18 protein-coding genes and 1 riboswitch are annotated in these 26,227 nt (G+C 69.2%); of the genes, 16 read left to right on the forward strand and 2 right to left on the reverse strand.

Annotation, left to right across the window (positions count from 1 at the left end; all coding sequences use genetic code 11):
- Positions 1–37 precede the first annotated feature (37 nt).
- Together ACZY1G_RS17160 and ACZY1G_RS17165 are read left to right on the forward strand one after the other, a co-directional pair.
- The gene (locus ACZY1G_RS17160; protein WP_463815997.1) at positions 38–529 is read left to right on the forward strand and encodes a VOC family protein; all 492 of its coding nucleotides are present in this window, start codon (positions 38–40) and stop codon (positions 527–529) included.
- On the forward strand, positions 526–2,031 hold the full coding sequence (locus ACZY1G_RS17165) for an FAD-binding protein (protein ID WP_463823068.1): 1,506 nt from the start codon (positions 526–528) through the stop codon (positions 2,029–2,031). Before ACZY1G_RS17160 ends, ACZY1G_RS17165 begins: the two co-directional genes overlap by 4 nt.
- A 3-nt stretch (positions 2,032–2,034) precedes the next feature.
- Here ACZY1G_RS17165 and ACZY1G_RS17170 read toward each other — a convergent pair whose 3' ends face one another.
- Together ACZY1G_RS17170 and ACZY1G_RS17175 are read right to left on the reverse strand one after the other, a co-directional pair.
- Entirely contained in the window at positions 2,035–3,951 is a 1,917-nt protein-coding gene (locus tag ACZY1G_RS17170; RefSeq protein ID WP_463815999.1) for an ABC transporter ATP-binding protein/permease, read from the reverse strand.
- A 45-nt stretch (positions 3,952–3,996) separates the two neighbouring features.
- Positions 3,997–5,892 carry an ABC transporter ATP-binding protein/permease gene (locus ACZY1G_RS17175; protein ID WP_463816000.1) on the reverse strand — a complete coding sequence of 632 codons (1,896 nt, stop codon included), beginning with the start codon at positions 5,890–5,892 and terminating at the stop codon, positions 3,997–3,999.
- A gap of 230 nt (positions 5,893–6,122) precedes the next feature.
- On the opposite strand from ACZY1G_RS17175, the gene secA2 reads away from it, so the two are divergent.
- The 14 genes from secA2 to ACZY1G_RS17245 all read left to right on the forward strand — a co-directional run bounded on the left by secA2 (position 6,123) and on the right by ACZY1G_RS17245 (position 26,189).
- Positions 6,123–8,423: an accessory Sec system translocase SecA2 gene (gene secA2, locus ACZY1G_RS17180; protein ID WP_463823404.1), complete on the forward strand. Its 2,301-nt coding sequence runs from the start codon at positions 6,123–6,125 to the stop codon at positions 8,421–8,423.
- 9 nt (positions 8,424–8,432) lie between these two features.
- A complete protein-coding gene (locus tag ACZY1G_RS17185; RefSeq protein ID WP_463816001.1) occupies positions 8,433–9,068 on the forward strand; it encodes a CDP-alcohol phosphatidyltransferase family protein in 636 nt (211 codons plus the stop codon).
- Complete coding sequence (locus tag ACZY1G_RS17190; RefSeq protein ID WP_463816002.1) at positions 9,065–9,943, forward strand: DUF881 domain-containing protein; 879 nt, start codon at positions 9,065–9,067, stop codon at positions 9,941–9,943. Before ACZY1G_RS17185 ends, ACZY1G_RS17190 begins: the two co-directional genes overlap by 4 nt.
- A complete protein-coding gene (locus ACZY1G_RS17195) occupies positions 9,940–10,272 on the forward strand; it encodes a small basic family protein (RefSeq protein ID WP_463816003.1) in 333 nt (110 codons plus the stop codon). Before ACZY1G_RS17190 ends, ACZY1G_RS17195 begins: the two co-directional genes overlap by 4 nt.
- 1 nt (position 10,273) lies before the next feature.
- Positions 10,274–11,104 carry a DUF881 domain-containing protein gene (locus tag ACZY1G_RS17200; RefSeq protein WP_463823069.1) on the forward strand — a complete coding sequence of 277 codons (831 nt, stop codon included), beginning with the start codon at positions 10,274–10,276 and terminating at the stop codon, positions 11,102–11,104.
- A gap of 51 nt (positions 11,105–11,155) precedes the next feature.
- Positions 11,156–11,551 carry a glycine cleavage system protein GcvH gene (gene gcvH / locus ACZY1G_RS17205; protein WP_463823070.1) on the forward strand — a complete coding sequence of 132 codons (396 nt, stop codon included), beginning with the start codon at positions 11,156–11,158 and terminating at the stop codon, positions 11,549–11,551.
- Between the two features lie 146 nt (positions 11,552–11,697).
- Entirely contained in the window at positions 11,698–12,168 is a 471-nt protein-coding gene (garA, locus tag ACZY1G_RS17210) for a glycogen accumulation regulator GarA (RefSeq protein WP_463816006.1), read from the forward strand.
- A gap of 57 nt (positions 12,169–12,225) precedes the next feature.
- The gene (ftsR, locus tag ACZY1G_RS17215; RefSeq protein WP_463816007.1) at positions 12,226–13,005 is read left to right on the forward strand and encodes a transcriptional regulator FtsR; all 780 of its coding nucleotides are present in this window, start codon (positions 12,226–12,228) and stop codon (positions 13,003–13,005) included.
- 92 nt (positions 13,006–13,097) lie between these two features.
- Positions 13,098–13,592, forward strand: coding sequence for a bifunctional nuclease family protein (locus tag ACZY1G_RS17220; RefSeq protein ID WP_463816008.1), 495 nt, complete (start codon positions 13,098–13,100; stop codon positions 13,590–13,592).
- Positions 13,593–13,804: 212 nt separating this feature from the next.
- The gene (locus ACZY1G_RS17225) at positions 13,805–14,428 is read left to right on the forward strand and encodes a MerR family transcriptional regulator (protein WP_463816009.1); all 624 of its coding nucleotides are present in this window, start codon (positions 13,805–13,807) and stop codon (positions 14,426–14,428) included.
- Positions 14,429–14,470: 42 nt separating this feature from the next.
- A riboswitch (glycine riboswitch) is annotated at positions 14,471–14,568 on the forward strand.
- A gap of 211 nt (positions 14,569–14,779) precedes the next feature.
- Positions 14,780–17,623, forward strand: a complete 2,844-nt coding sequence (gcvP, locus tag ACZY1G_RS17230; RefSeq protein WP_463823405.1) for an aminomethyl-transferring glycine dehydrogenase — start codon at positions 14,780–14,782, stop codon at positions 17,621–17,623.
- A gap of 16 nt (positions 17,624–17,639) precedes the next feature.
- Positions 17,640–18,350: a thioesterase II family protein gene (locus tag ACZY1G_RS17235; RefSeq protein WP_463823071.1), complete on the forward strand. Its 711-nt coding sequence runs from the start codon at positions 17,640–17,642 to the stop codon at positions 18,348–18,350.
- Between the two features lie 559 nt (positions 18,351–18,909).
- On the forward strand, positions 18,910–20,691 hold the full coding sequence (locus tag ACZY1G_RS17240) for an AMP-binding protein (RefSeq protein ID WP_463823072.1): 1,782 nt from the start codon (positions 18,910–18,912) through the stop codon (positions 20,689–20,691).
- Positions 20,688–26,189, forward strand: coding sequence for a type I polyketide synthase (locus ACZY1G_RS17245; protein ID WP_463823073.1), 5,502 nt, complete (start codon positions 20,688–20,690; stop codon positions 26,187–26,189). Before ACZY1G_RS17240 ends, ACZY1G_RS17245 begins: the two co-directional genes overlap by 4 nt.
- The last annotated feature ends 38 nt before the right edge of the window (positions 26,190–26,227 follow it).

Below are 26,227 nucleotides of genomic sequence, written 5' to 3' on the forward strand. Positions count from 1 at the left end.
CTAGCACGAGGGGTCGGGTGACGATATTCTCGACTCGATGCTTGACCAGACACCTGTCCAGATTGCCTGGGTGACCCGTGACCTCGACGCCACAGAAGCGGCACTGACTGCACTGCTCGGGGCGCGCACCTGGGTGCACATGCCGGGCGTGCACTTCGGCCCGGACTCCTGCACCTACCGGGGCCGGCCCGCCGACCACGTCGCCGACGTCGCGCTGAGCTACGCGGGGGACACCCAGCTGGAGGTCATCGCACCGGTGCGCGGGCAGAGCATCTACACCGAATTCCTCGACCGCAGCGGCCCCGGCCTGCACCACGTCTGCCGCGCCGCCCCGGATCTCGAATCGTTCGACGCGGCAGTCGACGCCGCCGAACGCAACGGCACCCCGGTCGCGATGGCGGGCGCCATGGCGGGCATGCGGTTCGCCTACCTCGAAGCCCCCGATGCCGGCGTGCCCTACACCGAAATCGCTTACATCCCCGACGAACTCGCCGCATTCTTCGACCACATCAAACAGGAGCAGAAGTGAGCTTGCCCACCCCCGACACCGTCCGCGCCGCTGACGTCACCTCCTGGTCCGATGACGTGGACGTCATCGTCATCGGGTTCGGCATCGCCGGCGGCTGCGCCGCCGTCAGCGCCGCCTCCGCCGGCGCGCGGGTGCTCGTGCTGGAGAAGGCGGCCGCCGCCGGCGGCACCACCTCCATGGCGGGTGGCCACTTCTACCTCGGCGGCGGCACCGCCGTGCAGCAGGCCACCGGCCACCCGGACTCGCCGGACGAGATGTACAAGTACCTCGTCTCGCAGTCCCGAGACCCCGAGCACGACAAGATCCGCGCCTACTGCGACGACAGCGTCGAGCACTTCGACTGGCTGGAGGCCCTCGGCTTCCAATTCGAACGCAGCTACTACCCCGGCAAGGTCGTCGTGCCGCCGGGCACCGAGGGCCTCTCCTACACCGGCAACGAGAAGGTGTGGCCGTTCTGTGAGCAGGCCGTCCCCGCGCCGCGCGGGCACTCCGTTCCCGTACCCGGCGAACTCGGGGGAGCAGGGATGGTGATCGATCTGCTGGTCGCCCGCGCCGGCGAGCTCGGTGTGCAGTTCCGCTACGAGACCGGGGCGACCGCACTGGTGATCGACGACACCGGAGCCGTGGCCGGGGTGCGCTGGAAGCACTTCGGCGAGACCGGCGACATCAGGGCCAAGGCGGTCGTGATCGCCGCGGGCGGCTTCGCGATGAACGCCGAGCTGGTGGCCGAGTACACCCCGGCGTTGGGCACCGAACGCAAGACCAAGCACCACGGCACCGTCGCCCCCTACATCCTGGGCAACCCCAACGACGACGGCCTGGCCATCGGGCTCGGCGTCTCGGCCGGCGGCGTGGCCACCCACATGAACGAGCTGTTCATCACCGCCGCCGCGTACCCGCCGGAGATCCTGCTCACCGGCGTCATCGTCAACGCCGACGGTCAGCGGTTCGTCGCCGAGGACTCCTACCACGCCCGCACCTCGGCGTTCGTCCTCGAACAACCCGATCAGGTGGCCTACCTGATCGTCGACGAGGCGCACATGCAGATGCCCGAGATGCCGCTCATCAAGTTCATCGACGGCTGGGAGACAGTGGCCGAGATGGAGGAGGCACTGGGCATCCCGGCCGGCAACCTCGCAGCCACGCTGGACCGCTACAACGCGGGCGCCGCCCGCGGCGAGGATCCCGACTTCCACAAGCAGCCCGAGTACGTCGCCGTGCAGGACCAGAGACCGTGGGCTGCGTTCGACCTGTCCCTGGGCCGCGCCATGTACTCCGGGTTCACGATGGGCGGTCTCAAGGTCTCCATCGACGGCGAGGTGCTGCGCTCCGACGGCAGCGCGGTCGCAGGCCTCTACGCAGCCGGGGCCTGTGCGTCGAACATCGCCCAGGACGGCAGGGGCTACGCGAGCGGAACCCAACTGGGTGAGGGGTCGTTCTTCGGCCGCCGGGCCGGGCGGCACGCCGCCACCCGGGCCGCCGCCAGCACGGCCGCCGTGTAGCGGTCAGACCCGCGCGGGCTCCCCGCCGATCAACCCGTGCTCCCACGCGCCTCCACCGAGCAGCTTGAGCTCGCGGGTGTGGTGGCGCTGCAGGCTGCTGCGGTGGCTGACGCTGACCAGGATCGTGTCGGGCAACTCGGTACGCACCAGCTGGTACATGGTCAGCTCCAGGCCCTCGTCGAGCGCTGAGGTGGACTCGTCGAGGAACACCGCCTTGGGCCGGGTCAGCAGGATGCGCGCGAACGCGATGCGCTGCTGCTCACCCGGGGACAGCACCTTGGCCCAGTCCTGCACCTCGTCGAGCCGGTCGACCAGATGGGGGAGGGCGACCTTGTGCAGCGCCTCGCGCACTGCGTCGTCGCTGATGTCGCCCTCCTTGTTGGGGTAGGACACCACCGCACGCAGATCGCCCAGCGGCACGTACGGCATCTGCGACAGGAACATGGTTTCGTTCTCGTCGATCGGATAGGTCAACCGGCCGGAAGTGAACGGCCACAGCTGGGCCAGGCTGCGCAGCAGCGTGGTCTTGCCGGTGCCCGACTTGCCGGTGATCATCAGGCATTCGCCCGGCTCCAGGCGGAGGTTCACCGGGTCGAGGAGCTGCTTGCCGTCCGGGGTGCGGACCTCGACGTTCTCGAGCGTGACGTTCTGGCCGGTGCAGCCGGCGACGTCGAGGTGCGGCAACGCCCGGCCCTGCTCGTCGGCGGTGACCAGGCCGTCGAGACGGATGATCGCGGCACGGTAGCCGGCGAACAGGTCATAGGCGTTGCGGAAGAACGACAGGCCGCCCTGGATCGCGCCGAACGCCGACGCCGACTGGTTCAGCGCGCCCAGCGGGATCTCGCCGGAGGCGAACCGCGGGAACTGCACCAGATAGGGCAGCGGCACGATGAGCTGGCCCATCGACCAGTTCCAGCCGTTGAACCGCAGCGACCGGTTCACGTACCGGCGGTAGTTCGTCACGACGGGCGCGAACAGCTTGCGCAGTCCGGTGCGCTCGGCGACCTCACCGCGGTAGAACGCGACCGCCTCCGACGCGTCACGCAACCGCACCAGCGCGTATCGGAAGGCGGCGTTGTACTTCTCGTTGAGGAACGACAGACCGATGATCGGACGGCCGATCCAGAACGCGATGATCGAGGCGAACAGCACGTAGATGATCGCGATCCAGAAGATGGCGTGCGGCAGCGTGATCCCGGCGACGGTCAACGGGCCCGACAGATTCCACAGGATCAGCGTGAACGAAAGCACCGAGGTGACCGCCGAGATCGCGCCGAACAGCAGCGAATTGCTCGAGCCGTAGTACGGCAGGTTGGGCTGCGGCCCGTTGGTCGCGGTGAAGATGTCGATGTCGGACTGGATGCGCTGGTCCGGGTTGTCGATCGTCTCGTCGATGAACCGGGCCCGGTAGTAGGCGCGGCCGGTCAGCCAGTCACCGGTCAGCCGATCGGTCAGCCAGGCACGCCAGCGTAGGCAGAACCGCTGGAACAGGTACATGTCGAGCAGCAGCTGCGTGATCGACAGCGCCGCCAGGATGCTGAAGATGACGATCGTCGACCAGAACCCGTCGATGCCGGATTGCCTCACCTCCTCGTTGTCCGACGTCAGGCCCTGCACGACGACCTGGAAGCTGGTCAGCAGATCGTTGCTCTGATAGGTGAACAGAACGTCGAGGCGCACGTTGATCATCACCGAGGCGAGCAGGACGGCGAGAAAGGCCCAGACCTTGATGCTGTCGCGTCCGGTGAAGTAACCACCCGTGATCCGCCAGAACTGCCGACCCCAATTCGTGAACCGGCCGATCAGCAGCAGCACGACCAGCGTGGACGCCGCCGCGATCGCCCAGGCCTTGGCGATCCACCACAGCGAGGTCCACAGTTCACTACCCCAGTCCAGCGTCGGGGTGAACAATTCCTCCATGCGGGCAAGGTACCGCGCCAACCTGCCCGCGGCGTGGCGGAGGCGTCAACCCGACGAGGCGCGTCGCTCCAGCCGCCACTGGCCGTCACCGACCAGCGAGAGCCGACGGTCGTGCAGCGGATGCACGGTGGCCCGGTGGCTCACGCTGACCACGATCGTGTCCGGCAGCCGCTCCCGCAGCAGGCGGTACAACATCTCCTCGAGTCCCTCGTCCAGCGCCGCGGTGGACTCGTCGAGGAACACCGCGCGCGGTTGTGCCAACAGCACCCGGGCGAACGTGATGCGCTGTTGCTCGCCGACCGAGAGCACCTTGGCCCAGTCCTGCGCCTCGGCCAGCCTGATCATCAAGTGCGGCAACGCCACATCGCGCAGCGCGGACTGCATCGCGGCGTCGTCATAGGTGTCCGGCGGGTGCGGGTAGGCGACCGCGGTCCGCAGATCACCCAACGGCAGGTAGGGCAGCTGCGGCACGAACATCGCACCGTCGCGCCCGCCGGGAAGGCGCACCTCGCCCGAGGCGTACGGCCACACCCCGGCCAGGCTGGCCATCAGCAGCGACTTGCCGATGCCCGACGGGCCTGTGACGACGAGTGACTCACCGGGTTCGAGTGCGACGTCGAGCGGGTGCAGCAACGGGCTGCCGTCGGGCCGGCGCACGGCGACGCCCGACACCTCCAGGCGCCCGTCCGGGGAATCCGACGGACGTACCGGGGTGAACCGGCCCGCCCGCTCGTTCTGGTCGGCCAGCCCGTCGAGCCGGATGATCGCCGCGCGGTAGCTGGCGAACTGGTCATAGGCGTTGCGGAAGAACGACAGGTTGTCGTGGATCGCGGCGAACGCGTTCGAGGACTGCCACACCCCGCCGAACGAGATCCGCTGTGCGAACAGACCTTGAGCCTGCACCAGCCACGGAAGCGGGTTGATCGCCTGACTCATCGACACGTTCCACCCAAAGAACAGCATCATCCGGTTCAGCCAGTGCCGGTAGTTGTCCATCACGCCGTCGAGGCGCCTGCCCAGCACCCTGCGCTCGGCTGCTTCACCGCGGTAGAGCCCGATCGCCGCGCCACCCTCACGCACTCGCACCAGCGCGTACCGGAAGCCCGCGTTGCGCAACTCGTTCAGATAGCTGAGCCGGATCAGCGGGCGCCCGATCGCGAACGCGACCACCGTGGCCACGAGCACGTACACCAGCACGATCCAGAACAGAGCGCGCTGCAGCGTCACCCCGCCCACGGTCAGCGGCTCGGAGAGCTGCCACAGGATCACCCCGAACGACAGCACCGAGAGCACCGCTTCGACCGCACCGAACAGCAGCGTGTTGCCCGACGTGAAGATCGGATTGTTGGTCTCCCCGCCGACCCCGGTGGTGAACACGTCGACGTCCTGCTGGATGCGCTGGTCGGGGTTGTCGATCGGCCGGCTGCCGAACTGGGCCCGGTAGTAGGCCAGATCGCCCAGCCAGCCGTCGATGAACCGCTGGCTCAACCAGATTCGCCACCGCATGATGAACCGCTGCGTCACGTACATGTCGAGCAGCAGTCGCACGATGTAGCACCCGGCGAGCACCGCGAAGACCACCATCGTGGCCCAGAACCCGGCGATACCGCTGGACCGGTCCGGGCCTGAGGAGAACGCGATCTGCAATGCGGTGAACAGATCGTTGACGTAGTAGGTCAGCAGCACGTTGATGCGCACCGAGATGATCACCGACAGCAGCAGCAGCGCGACCACCGCCCAGACCCGAAGGCTGGGGCGGCCCGTGAAGTACCCGCCGGTGACCCGCCAGAACTGCCTGCCCCACTCGGTGAAGCGGCCCAGTGCGATGAGGACCACCGCCAGACACAGCGCGGTCACCAAGAACGCCGTCGACACCCAGATCGCGGAGTTGAGCCATTCCCGGCTCCAGGCCAGCGTCGGCGCGAACGGCTTGGTGTCCACGCGACGCACCCCCCTTCGGCACTGCCCGGTCTGCGCGAAGTTACCGCAGTGCTGCGGCGCCACCGCGGACAACGCGCGGGCTGGACGACCAGCACCGCGATTTCTGGGTGGCGGGAGTCACGGCCGGGAATCCCACCCCGTCCGCGTACCGTGATCGTGTGGCACGCACCTCATCGAAAACGTCTGCCCCCGCCTCCAATTCTGCGCAGTCCAAGAAATCCGGCGGGCGCATGTCGGGACGCTTCTGGAAAATGCTCGGGGCCAGCACAGATCGCGACCAGAGCCGCTCGATGGACCAGGTCCGGGCGGCCGCGGACTTCGACGCCAAAGCCGCCGACCTCGACGACGAGAAGCTGACCAAGGCGGCCACCCTGCTGCAGCTCGAGGACCTCGCGGATTCGGCCGACATCCCGCAGTTCCTCGCGATCGCGCGCGAAGCATCCGAACGCACCACCGGCCTGCGCGCCTTCGACGTCCAGCTGCTGGGCGCGCAGCGGATGCTCGCCGGCGACGTCGTGGAGATGGCCACCGGTGAAGGCAAGACGCTCTCGGGCGCGATCGCCGCCGCCGGCTACGCACTCGCCGGCCGCAGCGTGCACGTCATCACGATCAACGACTACCTTGCCCGCCGCGACGCCGAGTGGATGGCGCCGCTGATCGAGGCCATGGGCCTGACCGTCGGCTGGATCACCGCCGACTCCACCGCCGAGGAACGCCGCGCCGCCTACCAGTGCAACGTCACCTACGCCTCGGTCAACGAGATCGGCTTCGACGTGCTGCGCGACCAGCTGGTCACCGATGTCGCCGACCTGGTGTCGCCCAACCCCGACGTCGCCCTCATCGACGAAGCCGACTCCGTCCTCGTCGACGAGGCGCTGGTGCCGCTGGTGCTGGCAGGCACCAGCCACCGCGAGTCCCCGCGGCTGGACCTGATCCGGTTCGTCGGCGAGCTCGTCGACGGCGTCGACTACGCCACCGATGCCGAGGGCCGCAACGTCCACCTCACCGAGTCCGGCGCCCAGAAGATCGAAGCCAAACTCGGCGGTATCGACCTCTACTCCGAAGAGCACGTCGCCACCACGCTGACCGAGATCAACGTCGCGCTGCACGCGCACGTGCTGCTGCAACGCGACGTGCACTACATCGTCCGCGACGACGCCGTGCACCTGATCAACGCCTCCCGCGGCCGCATCGCGACGCTGCAGCGCTGGCCCGACGGACTGCAGGCCGCCGTCGAGGCGAAAGAAGGCATCGAGACCACCGAGACGGGCGAGGTGCTCGACACCATCACCGTTCAGGCGCTGATCAACCGCTACCCGACGGTGTGCGGCATGACCGGCACCGCGCTGGCCGCCGGTGAACAGCTGCGTCAGTTCTACAAGCTCGGCGTGTCGCCGATCCCGCCGAACACCCCCAACATCCGCGAAGACGAACCCGACCGCGTCTACGTCACCGCCGCCGCACGCAACGAAGCAGTCCTCGAACACATCGCGACCGTCCACGAGACCGGCCAACCGATCCTCGTCGGCACCCGCGATGTCGCCGAATCCGAGGATCTGCACCGGCGGCTGGTCAAGGCCGGTGTCCCCGCGGTCGTGCTGAACGCCAAGAACGACGCCGAAGAGGCGGCCGTGATCGCCGAGGCCGGCGCACTCGGCGTGGTCACGGTGTCGACGCAGATGGCCGGACGCGGCACCGACATCCGGCTCGGCGGCTCCGACGAGAAGGACCACGATGCCGTCGCCGAGTTGGGTGGCCTGCACGTGATCGGCACCGGCCGCCACCACACCGAGCGGCTGGACAACCAGCTGCGCGGCCGTGCCGGGCGCCAGGGCGACCCCGGCTCGACGGTGTTCTTCTCCAGTTGGGAGGACGACGTGGTGGTCTCGCACCTCGACGCCGGCAAGCTGCCGCTGGACTGCGACTCCGACGGCAAGGTGCTCAGCCCGAAGGCCGCGACGCTGCTCGAACACGCCCAACGCGTCGCCGAGGGCCGCCTGCTCGACGTGCACGCCAACACCTGGCGCTACAACCAGTTGATCGCCCAGCAGCGCGCCATCCTGGTCGAGCGCCGAGAAGCGTTGCTGCGCACCGCAACTGCCCGCGAGGAGCTGGCCGCACTGTCGCCGCAGCGCTACGAGGAGCTGCTCGAGCAGCTGGGCGAGGGGGGTGAGGCGAAGCTGGAGAAGATCTGCCGGCTGATCATGCTCTACCACCTCGACCGCGGTTGGGCCGATCACCTGTCCTACCTGGCCGACATCCGCGAGAGCATCCACCTGCGCGCGCTGGGACGGCAGAACCCACTCGACGAATTCCACCGCCTCGCCGTCGACGCGTTCGGCTCGCTGGCCGCCGACGCGATCGAGGCCGCCCAGCAGACGTTCGACACCGCGCCGTCGATCGAGGACGAGCCCGGGGTGGATCTGTCCAAGCTGGCGCGCCCGACGTCGACCTGGACGTACATGGTGCACGACAACCCGCTCAACGACGACACCCTGTCAGCGCTGAGTTTGCCCGGGGTGTTCCGCTAGGTTCTACGCATGGCTCGCGGGTCTCAACCGGGGGACACCCCGGCACCGCCCGACCGGGTGCTGACGATCCCGAACGTGTTGTCGGTGCTGCGGCTCGTCCTCGTTCCGGTGTTCCTGGTGCTGCTGCTGGTCACGCACAACACCGGCTGGGCAGTGGCGGTGTTGATGTTCAGCGGTGCGTCCGACTGGGCCGACGGCAAGATCGCCCGGCTGTTCGACAACCAGTCGTCGCGGCTGGGCGCGCTGCTCGACCCCGCCGTGGACCGCATCTACATGATCGTCATCCCGATCGCGTTGGCGCTGGCCGGTGTCGTGCCCTGGTGGTTGGTGATCACGCTGCTGGGCCGCGACGTCGTGCTGGCGACGACGTTGCCGCTGCTGCGCAGCCGCGGATTGACCGCGCTTCCGGTCACCTACATCGGCAAGGCCGCGACGTTCGCGCTGATGTCGGGCCTGCCGCTGGTGCTGCTCGGGCAGGGCGACGCGGTCTGGCAGCCGCCGGTGCTCGCGTTCGGCTGGGGCTTCGTGATCTGGGGCACGGCGATGTACCTGTGGTCGGGGGTGCTGTACCTGATCCAGGTCGGCATGGTCGCGCGGTCGATGCCGCGCTCCAGATTCGGGGGCGCCGGGGTGCAGGCACCGTGACGCAGCTGGGTGGCTTCGACCCGTCGTCGGGGCGCAACGCGCACCGGGCGGGGGCGCCGACGCTGATCCCGGTGCCGTCGCTGCTGCGCTCGCTGCTGTCCGAACACCTCGATGCGGGCTACGCCGCCGCCGCGCAGTCGCCACGGGCCCGCACCGACCGGCTGTGGCAGGTGGCGGCGGCGGCGCTGGTCGCGGCGGTGTTCGCATTCGCCTGGTCGCAGGCGCGGGCGACCGAGCCCGGCGTGCGCGAATCCCAGCAGGTCCTGGTCGCCAGCGTGCGCGGCGCCGAAGCAGAGACTCGGGAGCTGACCGCGCAGCGCAACAGCCTGGCCGCCGACGCCGACGCACTGCGGCGCAGCCGGCTCGCCGGTGACGCGTCGGGCCGACAGCTGCTCGGCGAGCTCGACCAGGCGAGTTTCGCCGCGGCCGCGACACCGGTGATCGGGCCCGGCCTCACCGTCACCGTGACCGACCCCGGCGTCACCCGCGACCTGACCGACGTGTCCAAACAGCGTGTCGAGGGCAGCAGGCAGGTGATCCTCGACCGGGATCTGCAGCTGGTGGTCAACTCGCTGTGGCTGGCCGGTGCCGAGGCGATCTCGGTGGGCGGCGTCCGCATCGGCCCCAACGTGACGATCCGCCAGGCAGGCGGCGGCATCCTCGTCGACAATCAACCGATCAGCAGCCCCTACGCCGTGCTCGCAGTCGGACCGCCGCACGCCATGGCCGACGCGTTCGACCGCAGCTCCGGCCTGCAGCGGCTGCGGCTGCTCGAGGCCTCCTACGACGTGGGCGTCACGGTGGCCGCCGGCGACGGCCTGACCCTGCCGGCCGGCTCCGTACGAGACCTCACCTTCGCCAAAGGACTGCAGTGATCGGAATCGTCGCCCTGGTCGTCGGCATCGTCATCGGTGTCGTGTTCCACCCCAGCGTGCCGGAGGTGATCCAGCCCTATCTGCCGATTGCGGTCGTCGCTGCCCTGGACGCCGTGTTCGGCGGGTTGCGCGCCTATCTGGAGCACATCTTCGACGCCAAGGTGTTCGTGGTGTCGTTCGTGTTCAACGTGCTGGTGGCCGCGCTGATCGTGTACGTCGGAGATCAGCTCGGGGTGGGCACACAGCTCTCCACCGCGATCATCGTGGTGCTGGGAATCCGGATCTTCGGCAACGCCGCGGCACTGCGGCGCCGACTGTTCGGAGCCTGAGATGGGCGAGGCCCAGAACAACGGCGAGGACCAGGCAGACCACCCGGCCGACCATCACGGCCGTCACGAGATGCCGCCCGCCGCGCACACGTCTGCGCTGGGCCGGTTGCGCCACCCCCGCAGCGGCGTGTTCGGCGTGCTGGCGGTGCTGCTGTGCCTGGTCCTGGGCATCGCGATCGCCACCCAGGTGCGCCAGACCGATTCCGGCGACGCGCTCGACACCGCCCGGCCCGCCGACCTGCTGGTGCTGCTGGATTCGCTGCAACAGCGGGAAGCCGCGCTGAACTCCGAGGTGACCGAGCTGCAGCGCACGCTGTCGGAACTGCAGGCCTCGGGCAGTAGCGACCAGGCCGCGATCGAGAACGCCCGCGCTCGCCTGGCCGCTCTGTCGATCCTGATCGGCACCGTGCCCGCGACCGGGCCGGGGGTGACCCTCACGATCGCCGATCCGTCCTCGGGGGTGGCCGCCGACACGATGCTCGACGTCATCAACGAGCTGCGCGCGGCCGGCGCCGAGGCGATGGAGATCCGCGGCGGCTCCGGTAGCGGAACCGATGGCGGTGGACAGGCCGCGGTGCGGATCGGTGTCGACACCTGGGTCGTCGGCGCCGCCGGCGCCCTCGTGGTCGACTCCACCACCCTCAACCCGACGTATTCGGTTGTCGCCATTGGGGATCCGCCCACGCTCGCGGCGGCGATGAACATTCCGGGCGGCGCGATGGACAGCATCGAACGCGTCGGCGGATCGATGGTGATACAACAGTCCGACCGGGTCGACGTCACTGCCTTGCGGCAACCGAAACCCCGCCAATACGCTCAGCCCGTCAAATGACGTGACCGCCTTGGTCGCGAACAACCGAGAACCTTGGAGCCGAGGAGCACAGTGACCGAGATCCCCGCCGACCTGTCCTACACCGAAGAACACGAGTGGGTGGCGAAGACGGGCGACGACACGGTGCGCGTCGGCATCACCGATTTCGCCCAGTCGGCGCTGGGCGACGTGGTGTTCGTCCAGCTGCCCGACGTGGGTGCGGAGATCACCGCCGGAGAGTCCTTCGGGGAGGTCGAATCGACCAAGTCGGTGTCGGACCTCTACGCCCCCGTCACCGCCACGGTCGTCGCGGTCAACACCGATCTCGACGCCGACCCGCAACTGGTCAACTCGGACCCCTACGGCGGCGGCTGGCTGGTGGAACTGCAGGCAGACTCCGAGTCGATGCAGGCCGCCCTGTCCTCTCTGCTCGACGCGGAGGCCTACCGCGCCCACGTGACCGACTGAGGGTTGTTAGGGTCGCAGTCGACCAGTAAGCGAATCCGGCCGTGGTGGACCCAATGGGGTCCGCTGCGCGGTACGGTCGACACCAGCGGCGAGACAGCTGGAGGTCCCGGCCGGAGATCGCCACAGCAGCCAGTAAGGAGCAGCGGGTGACGGAAAAAGACTTCACTTCGGGGGCCGACTCTGACGAAGTCACCGTGGAAACGACTTCGGTATTCCGTGCCGACTTCCTCAACGAGCTCGACGCTCCGCCCGCCGCAAGCGGCGAGAGCGCGGTCTCCGGAGTGGAGGGCCTGCCCGTCGGATCGGCGTTGCTCGTGGTCAAGCGCGGGCCGAACGCCGGCTCGCGCTTCCTTCTCGACCAGCCCACCACCTCGGCGGGCCGCCACCCCGACAGTGACATCTTCCTCGACGACGTCACCGTGAGTCGCCGGCATGCGGAGTTCCGCCTCGAGGGCGGCGAGTTCCAGGTCGTCGACGTCGGCAGCCTCAACGGCACTTACGTCAACCGCGAGCCCGTCGACTCGGCCGTGCTGGCCAATGGCGACGAGGTCCAGATCGGCAAGTTCCGCCTGGTCTTCCTGACCGGTCCCAAGGGCGTCGACGGCAGCTCCGACTGACCCGGCGACCTCTCACCGACCCCGGCACCTGACACTGCATCGCGGCGACGATCATCGATGACCCACCCTGAGGCTTCGGGACCGGACGGTGCGCGTGCCGAAGCCCTGGCCGGGATGTCGATCGGGGTCGTCCTCGACACGCTGCGTGCCGACTTCCCCGACGTCACGATCAGCAAGATCCGTTTCCTGGAAGCCGAGGGTCTGGTGACGCCGCAACGCACGGCGTCGGGCTACCGCCGGTTCACCGCGTACGACTGTGCGCGGTTGCGGTTCATCCTCACGGCGCAGCGCGACCACTACCTGCCGCTGAAGGTCATCAAGGCGCAGCTCGACGCGCAGCCCGACGGTGAACTGCCGCAGAGCCCGTCGGCGTACGCCACCCGGTTGATGCCGGTCGGTGAGGCGAAGACCGACCACGGCAGCGACTACGGCGGCGCCACGGCCGCCCCGGCACAGGCGCGGCTGACCCGGGACACCCTGCTGGAACGGTCCGGGGTCAGCGACGAGCTGCTCACCTCACTGGTGAAAACCGGGGTGATCACCCCGATCTTCAAAGGCGCGGGCACGGTGTTCTTCGACGAGCATTCGGTGGTGATCGCGCAATGCGCCCGTGCTCTGGCCGATTACGGAGTGGAGCCACGGCACCTGCGGGCCTTCCGGTCCGCGGCCGACCGCCAGTCCGACCTCATCGCCCAGATCGCAGGCCCGGTGGTGAAGGCAGGCAAGGCCGGCGCGCGTGACCGCGCCGACGACCTCGCGCGGGAAGTCGCGGCGCTGGCGATCACACTGCACACGTCATTGATCAAATCGGCCGTGCGCGACGTTCTCGATCGCTGAGGACTAGACTCGGCTTGACGGGTTTTCGTCTCCTCCGGCCCCCGTCGGGCCGCGGGGCTACAGCGCAACACCGGTGCGGAGGGTAGGCACAGATGGGTGAGGTTCGCGTCGTCGGAATCCGTGTGGAGCAGCCGCAGAACCAGCCCGTTCTGCTGCTCCGCGAGGCCACCGGTGACCGCTACCTGCCGATCTGGATCGGGCAGTCCGAAGCCGCCGCGATCGCCCTCGAACAGCAGGGCGTCGAGCCGGCCCGGCCCCTGACTCACGATCTGTTCCGCGATGTCATTGCCGCGCTGGGGCATTCGCTCAAAGAGGTCCGCATCGTCGATCTGCAAGAGGGCACGTTCTACGCGGATCTGATCTTCGATCGCGACATCAAGGTCTCCGCTCGGCCCTCGGATTCCGTGGCCATCGCGTTGCGTGTCGGGGTGCCCATCTACGTGGAAGAAGCGGTGCTTGCCGAAGCGGGCCTGCTGATCCCCGACGAGAACGACGACGACGCCCCTGGCGCGGTGCGCGAGGACGAGGTCGAGAAATTCAAGGAGTTCCTCGACTCGGTGTCGCCCGACGACTTCAAAGCCACCTGAGCGGCACCCCAAACACCCCTCTTGGTCACGGATGCGTCTCGTCGCACTCGACACGCGGGTCGGGTTTGCGGCCGCATCCTCGTCGGCGACGATACTTGCTTCCGACGGGCAGTCACAGCAGGCGTCCAAGCGTATGCTCGAACGAAGTTCGGGCCGGGATAACGTGCGCCCACGAGACGACGCGAGTTTCGATCGGCGAGAGGATTCGACACGTGGGAGACACGCCACGCCAGGAGCAGCTGGACCTGAACACCGGTGCCCCCGAGGCCGACACCCTTCCCCGGGTCGCCGCGGAGCCCGTGCAGGCCGGCCTGTTTCCTGATGACTCGGTGCCCGACGAACTCGTCGGCTACCGCGGGCCCAGCGCCTGCCAGATCGCCGGCATCACCTACCGCCAGCTCGACTACTGGGCCCGCACCTCCCTGGTGGTGCCGTCGATCCGCGGCGCGGCGGGCTCGGGGAGTCAGCGGCTGTACTCGTTCAAGGACATCCTGGTCCTCAAGATCGTCAAGCGACTACTCGACACCGGCATCTCGCTGCACAACATCCGCGTCGCCGTCGACCACCTGCGTCAGCGCGGCGTCTCTGACCTGGCGAACATCACCCTGTTCTCCGACGGCACCACGGTCTACGAGTGCACCTCGGCAGAAGAAGTGGTGGACCTGTTGCAGGGCGGTCAGGGCGTGTTCGGCATCGCGGTCTCCGGCGCCATGCGGGAACTGACCGGCGCCATAGCCGACTTCCCGGGTGAGCGCGCTGACGGCGGCGAGTCGATCTCCGCCCCCGAGGACGAGCTGGCCTCGCGGCGTAAGCATCGCGACCGCAAGATCGGCTGACACCGCACCTCTACGGGCGGCGCGCTAAACTGGCTGACGCATCGCCCTCGCGCGGGAGAGCTCTGTGACCGCCAGTCACAGGCGCCGAAGGAGCAACACCTCTCCGTCAACCTCTCAGGCCCCCGGACCGCGTCAGGCCCCGATGCCTCTGGAAAGCGGTGCTTCGCACCCGCCCATGGGGAAAGGCACACCGACATTCGCAGTCGGACGCTGCCGAATCTCTCAGGCAGCCCGGATCGGGTGGACGACAGAGGGGGAGGCGCCGGTACGCCTGCGCGCCTCGCGCCCGAACGTCGGGAGACTTTCCCCGTGTCGAATCACCCCGTGTCGAATCACAATGCACCTCGCGAACTGACCTTCGTCGACCGCCACATCGGGCCCGACGCCGACGCGGTTGCCACGCTTCTGGAGACGATCGGTGTCTCCTCTCTCGATGAACTCGCCGCCAAGGCCCTGCCCGCCGGCATTCTCGACGCATTGACCGGCGACGGCGACGACGCGGTGGCGCCCGGCCTGGACCATCTGCCCCCGGCGGCCACCGAAGCCGAGGCGCTCGCCGAGTTGCGCGCATTGGCCGACTCGAACACCGTCGCGGTGTCGATGATCGGCCAGGGCTACTACGACACGCTGACCCCGCCGGTGCTGCTGCGCAACATCCTGGAGAACCCGGCCTGGTACACCGCGTACACGCCGTATCAGCCGGAGATCAGCCAGGGTCGCCTCGAAGCGCTGCTGAACTTCCAGACGATGGTCACCGACCTCACCGGGCTCGAGGTGGCCAACGCCTCGATGCTCGACGAGGCCACGGCCGCCGCCGAGGCGATGACGCTGATGCAGCGTGCCGTGCGCGGCTCCAGCCGACGCCTGGCCGTCGACACCGACGTCTTCGCCCAGACCGCCGCGGTGCTGAGCACCCGCGCGCAGCCGCTCGGCATCGAGATCGTGACCGCCGACCTGCGCCAGGGCCTGCCCGAGGGCGACTTCTTCGGAGTGATCGTTCAGCTGCCCGGTGCCAGCGGAGCCGTGCAGGACTGGACAGCCCTGGTCACCGAGGCGCATGAGCGCGGCGCGCTCGTCGCCGTCGGCACCGACCTGCTCGCGTGCACGCTGATCGCCCCGCCGGGGGAGATCGGGGCCGATGTCGCGTTCGGCACCACGCAGCGCTTCGGTGTGCCGATGGGCTTCGGCGGCCCGCACGCCGGGTACCTGGCGGTGCACTCGAAGCACGCACGCCAGCTGCCGGGCCGCCTCGTCGGAGTGTCGGTGGACGCCGACGGAGCGCCGGCCTACCGCCTGGCTCTGCAGACCCGCGAGCAGCACATCCGCCGCGACAAGGCGACGAGCAACATCTGCACCGCACAGGTGCTGCTCGCGGTGATGGCCGCGATGTACGCGAGCTACCACGGCGCCGACGGGCTGCGTGCGATCGCCGCACGCGTGCACGGGCGAGCGACGAGCCTGGCCGGCGGCCTGGCCGAGGCCGGCGTCGACGTCGTCCATCCCGCGTTCTTCGACACCGTGCTGGCCCGGGTGCCGGGCCGGGCCCGCGAGGTCGTCGACGCAGCCAAGCGACGTGGCATCAACCTGTGGCTCGTCGACGCCGACCACGTGTCGGTGTCCTGCGACGAGGCCACCACCGATGCGCATGTGGCCGACGTGCTCGCCGCGTTCTCCGGCGGTGCCACGACGGTGGCCCCTGCCTCAGCCGGTAGCGACATCGCGAACCGGACGTCGGAGTTCCTGACCCATCCGGCGTTCACCTCGTACCGCACCGAGACCGCGATGATGCGCTACCTGCGCTCGCTGGCCGACAAGGACATCGCGCTGGATCGGAGCATGATCCCGCTGGGCTCCTGCACGATGAAGCTGAACGCGGCCGCCGAGATGGAGCCGATCACGTGGCCCGAGTTCGGTCGCCAGCACCCCTTCGCGCCCGCGTCGGACACCCCGGGGCTCCGCCGACTGATCGCCGATCTGCAGGCATGGCTGACGGGCATCACCGGCTACGACGAGATCTCGCTGCAGCCCAACGCCGGCTCGCAGGGCGAGTACGCCGGCCTGCTCGCGATCCAGGCCTATCACATCGCGGCGGGCCAGGCCGAGCGCAACGTGTGCCTGATCCCGTCGAGCGCGCACGGCACCAACGCGGCCTCGGCGGCGCTGGCCGGCATGAAGGTCGTGGTGGTCGCGTGCCGCGAGAACGGTGACGTCGACCTCGACGATCTGCGCGCCAAGATCGCCCAGCACGCCGAGCACCTGTCGGCGCTGATGATCACCTATCCGTCCACCCACGGCGTCTACGAGCACGACGTCGCCGACATCTGCGCCGCGGTGCACGACGCCGGCGGGCAGGTCTACGTCGACGGCGCGAATCTGAACGCGCTCGTCGGGCTGGCCCGCCCCGGCAAGTTCGGCGGCGACGTCAGCCACCTGAACCTGCACAAGACGTTCTGCATCCCCCACGGTGGCGGTGGACCCGGCGTCGGCCCGGTCGCGGTGCGTTCGCACCTGGCGCCGTACCTGCCCGGGCATCCGCTGGCCGACGAACTCTCCGACGAGCTGACCGTGTCTGCGGCGCCGTACGGTTCGGCGTCGATCCTGCCGATCACGTGGGCCTACATCCGGATGATGGGGGCCCACGGGCTGCGGTCGGCCACCCTGGTCGCGATCGCGTCGGCCAACTACATCGCCCGCCGTCTCGACGAGTACTACCCGGTGCTCTACACCGGCGAGAACGGCATGGTCGCCCACGAGTGCATCCTCGATCTGCGCGGTATCACGAAGGCGACGGGCGTGACGGTCGACGACGTGGCCAAGCGCTTGGCCGACTACGGGTTCCACGCGCCGACGATGAGCTTCCCCGTCGCCGGCACGCTGATGGTGGAGCCGACCGAGAGCGAGTCGCTCGCCGAGGTCGACGCGTTCTGCGAGGCGATGATCGCGATCCGCGCCGAGATCGACAAGGTGGGCTCGGGGGAGTGGCCGGCCGAGGACAACCCGCTGCGCGGCGCGCCGCACACGGCTCAGAGCCTGCTGGTCGACGCCTGGGATCACCCGTACACGCGCGAGCAGGCGGCTTATCCGCTGGGGCACGGGTTCCGGCCGAAGGTGTGGCCGCCGGTGCGACGCATCGACGGGGCGTACGGCGATCGCAATCTGGTGTGCTCGTGCCCGCCCGTGGAGGCGTTCGCCTGATCGATAGGGTGTCCCGGTGACACAGCCGAGGTTGTTCATCTTTCCGCACGCGGGCGGGTCCGCTCAGTACTACGTGCCGTTCGCCAAGACCTTCACGATCGACATCAAGCGGACCGCGGTGCAGTACCCCGGACAGCGCGGCAAGCAGGATTTCGCGTCGTTCACCAGCCTGCCCGCACTCGCCGACGAGGTCGTCACGATGGTGTCCCCGGAGAAAGACCACGGGGGACCCGTGTTCTTCTTCGGGCACAGCATGGGTGGGCTGCTGGCGTTCGAGGTGGCACGCAGATTCGAGGACGCCGGCCGGCCGATCAGCGGGCTGTTCGTGTCCGCGGTGGCCGCGCCGGGCCACGTCGGCTACGAGGACATCCCGGACGACGACGAGGGGCTGCTCGGTGCGGTGAGCACGATGACGGGCGCCAATCCGGAGTTCATGAAGAACCCCGAGTTCGCGGCGGCGATCCTGCCGACTCTGCGCGGGCTCAAGGCGATCGCGTCGTACAGCTGCCCGCCCGAGGTGACACTCTCCGGACCGATCCACGCCTACTTCGGCGACGACGACGAGATCGCCACGGCCGCGAAGGTGGCGCCGTGGGCCGACCGCACCCGGTCGGACTTCACGGCGCTCGAGCTGCCGGGCCATCACTTCTATCTCAATGAGCAACTCGGCCAGGTGGTGCCCGACATCGAGGCGAAGATCGCGGCGCGGATCGCCGCAGCGAGCTGATCGGCTGGTGTGGCTTTGACCACACCGGCGCTGGCACAGCGGTTGTCGGCGTCGCCGCGCGGAGCACATCAGATCGGTCGCCGTGGTACGCGCCGGTCCACTTCGGGAGGCTGGCCGGACCTGCAACTTACCGGGGAGTCAGGAACGTACTCGACATCGGCGTGCAAATACCGCAAACTGTTTACGCACGTGTCAAGGCGACTGGGGCATGGCGTTGCGCTGCCGCGCCACTCGATTCGCATACCGGCCTGCGCCTCCGCCGAGCAACCGGCCGCCGGTGAGTGAGGTGGACGTTTGCTGAGCTGGCAAAACCAGCGGCGTTGCATCGGGAATAAAAACGGCCGTCCGTGCAGCGCGGTTCGGACGAAATCGGGGTCGATCGAGCGACTTCCCTCTGGCAAGCACTTCGTGGTCTAATCCTTGGTCGGATTACACGACATTTGTGACGGGTCGGTGTTAGCCTTCGGCCAAGCGGGGGATGCGCGGCACGAGCTGGCGTCCGGTTTGCCACGCGGCAATGGGGCCGGGACGCAGGATCAAACGATGAAAGGACGTCGCCATGCCTTTGCTTGAGTCGACCATTCCTGGCCTCCTCGCCGAGCGAGCGCGGCTACAGCCCGATGACGCGGCGTACACCTTTCTCGACTTCGACATCGACCCCAACGGCTACGCCGAGACCCTGACGTGGTCGCAGGTTCACCACCGTGTTCAGGTCGTCGCTGCCGAACTGCTGCGCCACGGCAGCAAGGGCGATCGTGCGGCCATCCTCGCTCCGCAGGGGCTCGAGTACATCGTCGCGTTCTACGGCGCGATGGCCGCGGGCATGATCGCGGTGCCGCTGCCGGTTCCAGCGATGGGTCAGCTCGACGAGCGCGTCAACGGTGCCCTGCGCGACTGCCAGCCCACCGCCGTGCTGACCACCTCCGCCGTGGTCGGGGAGATCCTGAACTACGTGGGCAATCTGCCCGGCGGTAACCCGCCCGCCGTCGTCGAGGTCGACGCCCTCGACCTCGATTCTCCGGTGACCCCCCAGGTCAACGTCGGTCCGCTGCCCAAGACCGCCTACCTGCAGTACACCTCCGGCTCCACGCGCGCACCGGCCGGCGTGATCATGACCCACCAGAACGTGATCGCGAACGTCAAGCAGGTGTTCGACGACTACATGGAGCACCGCAACGGCGTGCCGCCGCGCGACATCACGCTCGTGTCGTGGCTGCCCTTCTATCACGACATGGGCCTCATCCAGGGCGTCTTCGCCTCGCTGCTGACCCCGGACGAAGACAATGGAGGACGGCTGCACGGCCGGCCCGCGGTCGTCATGAGCCCGGTCGCGTTCCTGCAGAAGCCGGCCCGCTGGATTCAGCAGCTCGGGCTGAACACATGCGCGTGGTCGGCGGCCCCCAACTTCGCGTTCGAACTGTCGGTACGGCGCACCACCGATGCCGATCTCGAGGGCCTGGACTTCAGCGGCGTCCTCGGCATCATCAGCGGTAGCGAGCGCATCCACTCGGCCACCATCCGCCGCTTCAACGAGCGTTTCACCCCCTTCGGGATGCCCCCGACGACGGTGCTGCCGTCCTACGGTCTCGCCGAAGCCACTCTGTACGTGATCTCGGCTCCGATCGGGCACACCCCGTCGACCGTGCGCTTCGACTACGAGAAGCTGGCCGCCGGCCACGCGGAACGCTGCGGCACCGAAGCGGGCACCGAGCTCGTCACCTACGGCGCACCGCGGTCGTCGACCATCCGCATCGTCGACCCGGAGACGTGCGTCGAGAATCCCGACGGCAAGGTCGGCGAGATCTGGATTCACGGCGAACAGGTCGCGCTGGGCTACTGGCGGGATCCGGTCAAGACCGAGCGCACCTTCAACGGCCAGCTGGTGAACCCGTCCGAGGGCACGCCCGTCGGTCCCTGGCTGCGTACCGGTGACCTCGGCGTCATGAGCGAGGGCGAGATGTTCATCATCGGCCGCATCAAGGACATGCTGATCGTCGACGGCCGCAACCACTACCCGGACGACATCGAGGCCACCATCCAGGAGATCACCGGGGGCCGCGTCGCCGCGATCTCGGTGCTCGACGACACGAGTGAGCAGCTCGTCGCCGTGGTGGAGCTGAAGAAGAAGGGCACGTCGGAAGCCGAGGCGCTCGACAAGCTCAAGGCCGTCAAGCGTGAGGTCGCCTCGGCGATCAAGAAGACCCACAGCGTCCGTGTGTCCGACCTGGTCCTCGTCGCACCCGGTTCCATCCCGATCACCACCAGCGGCAAGATCCGCCGCTCGGCCTGCGTGGACCGCTACCGCTCCGACGAGTTCAGCCGGTTGGACGTCACTACATGACCTCTGCTTTCGACGAGGATGCACTCCGGCACTGGTTGGTCGACTACCTGGTCACCAACATCGGATGCAGCCCTGACGAAATCGATCTCGATGCTCCGCTGAACGACCTCGCTGTCGGGTCCAGTGACGCCGTCGTGCTGACCGGCGAGCTGTCCGAGCTGCTCGGGCGCACGGTGTCACCGGTCGAGTTCTGGCAGTACCCGACGATCAACACGCTCGCCAAATTCCTCACCGGCGGCGAGGTCGATCCCATCGAGGCTCCCGTCGGCGCGGTCGCTGCCGCCCGGGAGGGTGGCAGAGCCGACTACGACGACGCGATCGCGGTCATCGGGCTCGGCCTACGTCTGCCCAACGGCTCCGATGCCGACGGCAACCTCGAGGGGCCCGACCAGTACTGGGAGTTCCTCACCGAAGGCCGGTCCGCGGTACGCGAGGTGCCCGCCGACCGCTGGGAGTCGTTCCGGATCGATTCCCCCGAGGCGGCCGCCGCCCTCGCCGGCACCACCCGGTGGGGGTCGTTCCTCCGCGACGTCGACGCGTTCGACGCGGAGTTCTTCGAGATCTCTCCGAGCGAGGCCGACAGGATGGACCCCCAGCAGCGGCTGCTGCTGGAGGTCACCCACGAGGCGCTCGAGAACGCCGGCATCCCGGCCCACAGCCTCCGGCACACCCAGACCGGCGTGTTCGCGGCCGCATGCCTGGGGGAGTACGGCTACCTGTCGACCACCGACCTCGGCGATGTCGACTCGTGGTCGGGCACCGGCGGTGCGCTGTCGATCATCGCCAACCGGGTGTCCTACTACTTCGATCTGCGCGGCCCGTCGATGACGATCGACACGGCGTGCTCGTCGTCGTTGGTGACGATTCACCTGGCGTGCCAGAGCCTGCGGGCCGGCGATTCGGACGTGGCGTTGGCCGCCGGGGTCAACATGGTGCTGTCGCCAGCCGTGACCCGCAGCTTCGACCAGCTCGAGGCGATGTCGAAGACCGGGCAGTGCCACGCGTTCGACGCGGCCGCCGACGGGTTCGTCCGCGGCGAGGGCTGCGGAGTGACGGTGCTCAAGCGCCTCTCCGACGCCCAGCGCGACGGCGACCGCATCCTCGCGGTGATCCGCGGCTCTGCGGTGAACCAGGACGGCAGGTCCAACGGTCTGATGGCGCCGAACCCGGCCGCGCAGATGGCCGTGCTGCGGTCGGCCTACGCCGCGGCGGGCGTCGAGCCACGCGATGTCGACTACGTGGAGGCGCACGGCACCGGCACGCTGCTCGGTGATCCGATCGAGGCCCGCGCGCTGGGCACGGTGCTCGGCCGCGGCCGGCCCGCGGACCGTCCGCTGCTGCTGGGTGCGGTGAAGTCCAACCTGGGGCACCTGGAGGCCGCGGCGGGTATCGCCGGCTTCGCCAAGGCCGTTCTGGCGTTGCAGCACAACACGATTCCGGCTAACCGCGGCTATCAGAACCCGAATCCGCACATCCCGTTCGACAACCTGCGCCTGCGGGTCGTCGCGGAGCACACCCAGTGGGCGCCGGCCGGGCGGCCGCGCCGGGCCGGGATCTCGTCGTTCGGCTTCGGCGGCACCAACGCCCACGTCGTCATCGAAGAGGCGCCGCGAGCGGCCGCTCCCGCCCCAGCCCAGGAGCCGGCGGTGACCACGCTCGTCGTGACGGGTCGCACGCCGGAGCGCGTCGCCGCGCAGGCCGGGATGCTGGCGGACTGGATGGCCGGTGCGGGCGCGGAGGCGTCACTGGGCGACGTCGCGGACGCGCTGAACCATCACCGCTCGCACCACAACAAGTTCGCCACCGTGGTCGCCCGCAATCGCGCGCAGGCCCTCGCCGGTCTGCAGGCACTGGCCACGGGCCAGTCGGCGCCCGGTGTCGTCGGCCCGCACATCGGCGCCTGCACGCCGGGCACGGTGTTCGTGTATTCGGGGCAGGGTTCGCAGTGGGCGGGGATGGGTCGGCAGTTGCTGGCCGATGAGCCGGCGTTTGCCGCTGCCGTGGCGGAGATCGAGCCGGTGTTCGTGGACACGGTCGGGTTCTCGCTGCAGCAGGTGATCGCCGAGGGTCGTGCGGTCAGCGGGGATGCCGAGGTGCAGCCGGTGCTGCTGGGTCTGCAGTTGGCGTTGACCGAGTTGTGGCGCTCTCATGGGGTGCATCCGGATGCGGTGATCGGGCATTCGATGGGTGAGGTGACCGCTGCCGTGGTCGCGGGGGCGTTGAGCCTGGCTGACGGCTTGACGGTCATCGCGGCCCGCTCCTCGATCATGTCGCGCCTGGCCGGCCAGGGCGCCGTCGCGCTCGTCGAACTCGATCCCGATGCCGCCGAGACGCTGGTCGCCGACTATCCGAGCGTCGAGGTCGCCGGGTTGGTGTCGCCGCGCCAGACGGTCGTCGCGGGTCTGCCCGACGAGGTCGACGCGGTGATCGCCGCCGTCGGCGCGCAGGACCGCTTCGCGCGCCGCGTCAACATGGAGGTCGCCTCCCACACCGCGCTGATGGACCCGGTGCTGCCGGATCTGCGTGACGCGTTCGCCGCCATCACGCCGCGCACGCCGTCGATCCCGTTCCTCTCGACCGTCGTCGACGAGCAGGATCCCGTGCTCGACGCCGACTACTGGGTGGCCAACGTGCGCCAGCCTGTGCACTTCAGCCGGGCCGTGGCCGCCGCCGCGCAGGAGATCGGCACGTTCGTCGAAATCAGCCCCAACCCGATCCTGACCTACGCCGTCGCCGACACACTCACCACCGGACACCATCACGCACTGGGCACGCTGGTGCGCGACGGCGACGACACGGTGTCGTTCCACACCACGCTCAACGCCACCCACACCACGCATGCGCCGGAAACCGAACACCCGCCGCACCAGGGCGGCCCGCGCGTCGCACTGCCGACGACGCCGTGGCACCGCACCCGGCACTGGGCGCTCCGCAAGCCCACGTCATCGGGGGCGACCGCGCCGCGTCCGGGCACCGTCCTGGGTGGCCACACCGTCGTCGCCGGCCCGCAGCCCGGCCACCTGTGGCAGGCCCGGCTGACGCCGCAGGCGCGACCGTATCCGCATCCGCACCGGTTCGCCGGCACCGAGATCGTGCCGCTGTCGGTACTGCTGCAGACGCTGGCGCTGGCCGCCGAGCGGGTGGGCGCCGCGGCGCTCGCCGACGTGCGCTTCGAATTCCCGATCGGCCTCGACGCGCCGCGGGTGGTGCAGGTCTACGCCGACGCCGACGTCGTGACGATATCGTCCGCCACCGGTGACGACAGCGGCGACGACAGTGGGGCCCGCCGGTGGATCCGGCACGTCAGCTCGCGCATCAGCCGCGAGGCCGTCGGACCCACCGATCCCGCCGGATCGGACGTGTCGGGCTCGGCAGGTTATGACCCCAGCGCGCTGGCCGAACTACATCAGGCGTGGGGGATCGAGGGCCTGGCCTATCCGTGGACGGTCGGCGGACACACGCAGGCGCACGGTGAAGCGCGCACCGAGGTGACCTTCGCCGACGCTCCCGGGGCGCCGCTGGCCGCCGCGCTGGACGCCGCCGTCAACCTGGGCCGCCTCGTCGACGCGTCCACCCCCGGTCTGATGGTGCCGGCCGCGGTCGAGCAGTTCATCGTCGGTGACGCGAGCGCGGGGCGCGGCACCGTGGTGACCCGTTACCGCAACCGCGACGACGACGGTCTCGTCGTCGACCTGTCCGTCGAATCCGCCGACGGCACCGTTGTCGCCGACCTGCGTGGCGTGCGCTATGCCGCGGTCGACGTGAACGAGGCGGCGCCCGCCGCCGCCGAACCGCGCCGCATCGCCCACCGGTTGGACTGGCAGCCGTGGACCACAGATACGCCGGGCACCGACACCGGTTCCGTCGCCGTCGTCGGCTCCGGGACATTCGCCGCCGCACTGCGCGCAGCCGTCGAGACCGAGGCTGAGGTGACCGAGGCCCGCACCGTCGTCTACGTCGCCGACTCCGACGGTCCGTCTGCCCAAGAGACCGCAGTCCGGCTGACCACCGAGGTGGGCGAGCTGGTCGCCACGCTCGCCGACCGGGAGCCGCGCCACCCCGTGACGCTGTGGGTCATCACCCACGGGGTCTTCGAATCCGCCACCGAATCGGCGCTGCGCCAGAGCCCGCTGTGGGGGTTGGCCGGCGTCATCGGCGCCGAACAGCCGCAGCTGTGGGGCGGTCTCATCGACGTCTCCGAGGCCGGCACCGACGCCTCGAACGACGCCGAGACGCTGGTCACCGCGCTGGCCGACCCCGTCAAGTCGGTGTCCGTGTGGCGCGACGGCCAACTGCTGACCCCGACGCTGGCCGAGCTCACCGAGGCGCCGGTGCGCGAACCGCTGCACTGCCGGCCCGATGCCGCCTACCTGATCACCGGCGGCATGGGCGTGCTGGGTCTGCTGATGGCTGACTGGCTCGCTGACCGGGGTGCACGCCGCGTGGTGCTGGCGGGCCGCACAGCGCTGCCGCCGCGCCGCGTGTGGGCCGAGGTCACCGAGCCCGACCTGCGGCACAAGATCGATGCGATCCGCGCGCTCGAACTGCGTGGGGTCAGCGTCGACACCGTCGCGATCGACATCGCCGACCGTAACGCGGTGGCTGCGCTGCTCGATCGCCGTGACGCCGACGGCGCACCGCCGATCCGCGGTGTCATCCACGCCGCAGGCATGACCGAGGCTCAGCTGCTCACCGAGCTGGAATCCGAGCGTGTGCACCGCACGGTGTGGCCGAAGATCGCCGGCGCGCAGGTGCTCGCTGACCTCTTCCCGCCGAAGGCGCTGGACTTCCTCTACCTGGCCGCCTCCGCGGGCGCGGTGTTCGGCATCCCCGGCCAGGGCGCCTACGCCGCGGGCAACGCATACCTCGACGCGCTCGCCCGCGCCCGGCACGCCCAGGGCGACAACACGGTCAGCCTGGACTGGGTCGCGTGGCGCGGCCTCGGCTTCGGTAGCGAAGCCCAGGTCGTGGTGTCCGAGCTGGAGCGGGTGGGCTCACGGTCCGTCGCACCGGGCGAGGCGTTCACGGCGTGGGACCACGTCACGCGGTTCGACATCGACCAGGTCGTGATGGCCCCGATGAGTTCGGCGCAGGATGCCGCCGCCGTCGGTGCCGACGCGCACCGGCCGTCGGCGCCGACACGGAACTGGGCCGCCTTGGAGGGTGACGAGCTGCTCGCCGAGCTGCGCGACGGCTTGCGCGGCATCCTCGCGACCGAGTTGCGCCTGCCGGAAAGCGACGTGCTCACCGATCGGCCGTTCGCGGAGATGGGTCTGAACTCGGTCATGGCGATGTCGATCCGCCGGGAGATCGAGCGCTTGGTCGGGCTGGAGTTGTCAGCGACGATGCTGTTCAACCACCCGACGATCGACAGCTTCGCCGGCTATCTGGCGCAGCAGCTGAACCCGGAGGCAGGTGGCGACGATGCCACGGCCGCCGCCGATGACGACGAGGACAGCCTGCTGGACTCGCTGTTCGACAGCGTCGAGTCGAACTGATCGCACGATCGTGCCGACGCGACGGAATCCCCCGAATT

It is taken from the genome of Mycobacterium sp. IDUB_5 (assembly GCF_055419565.1).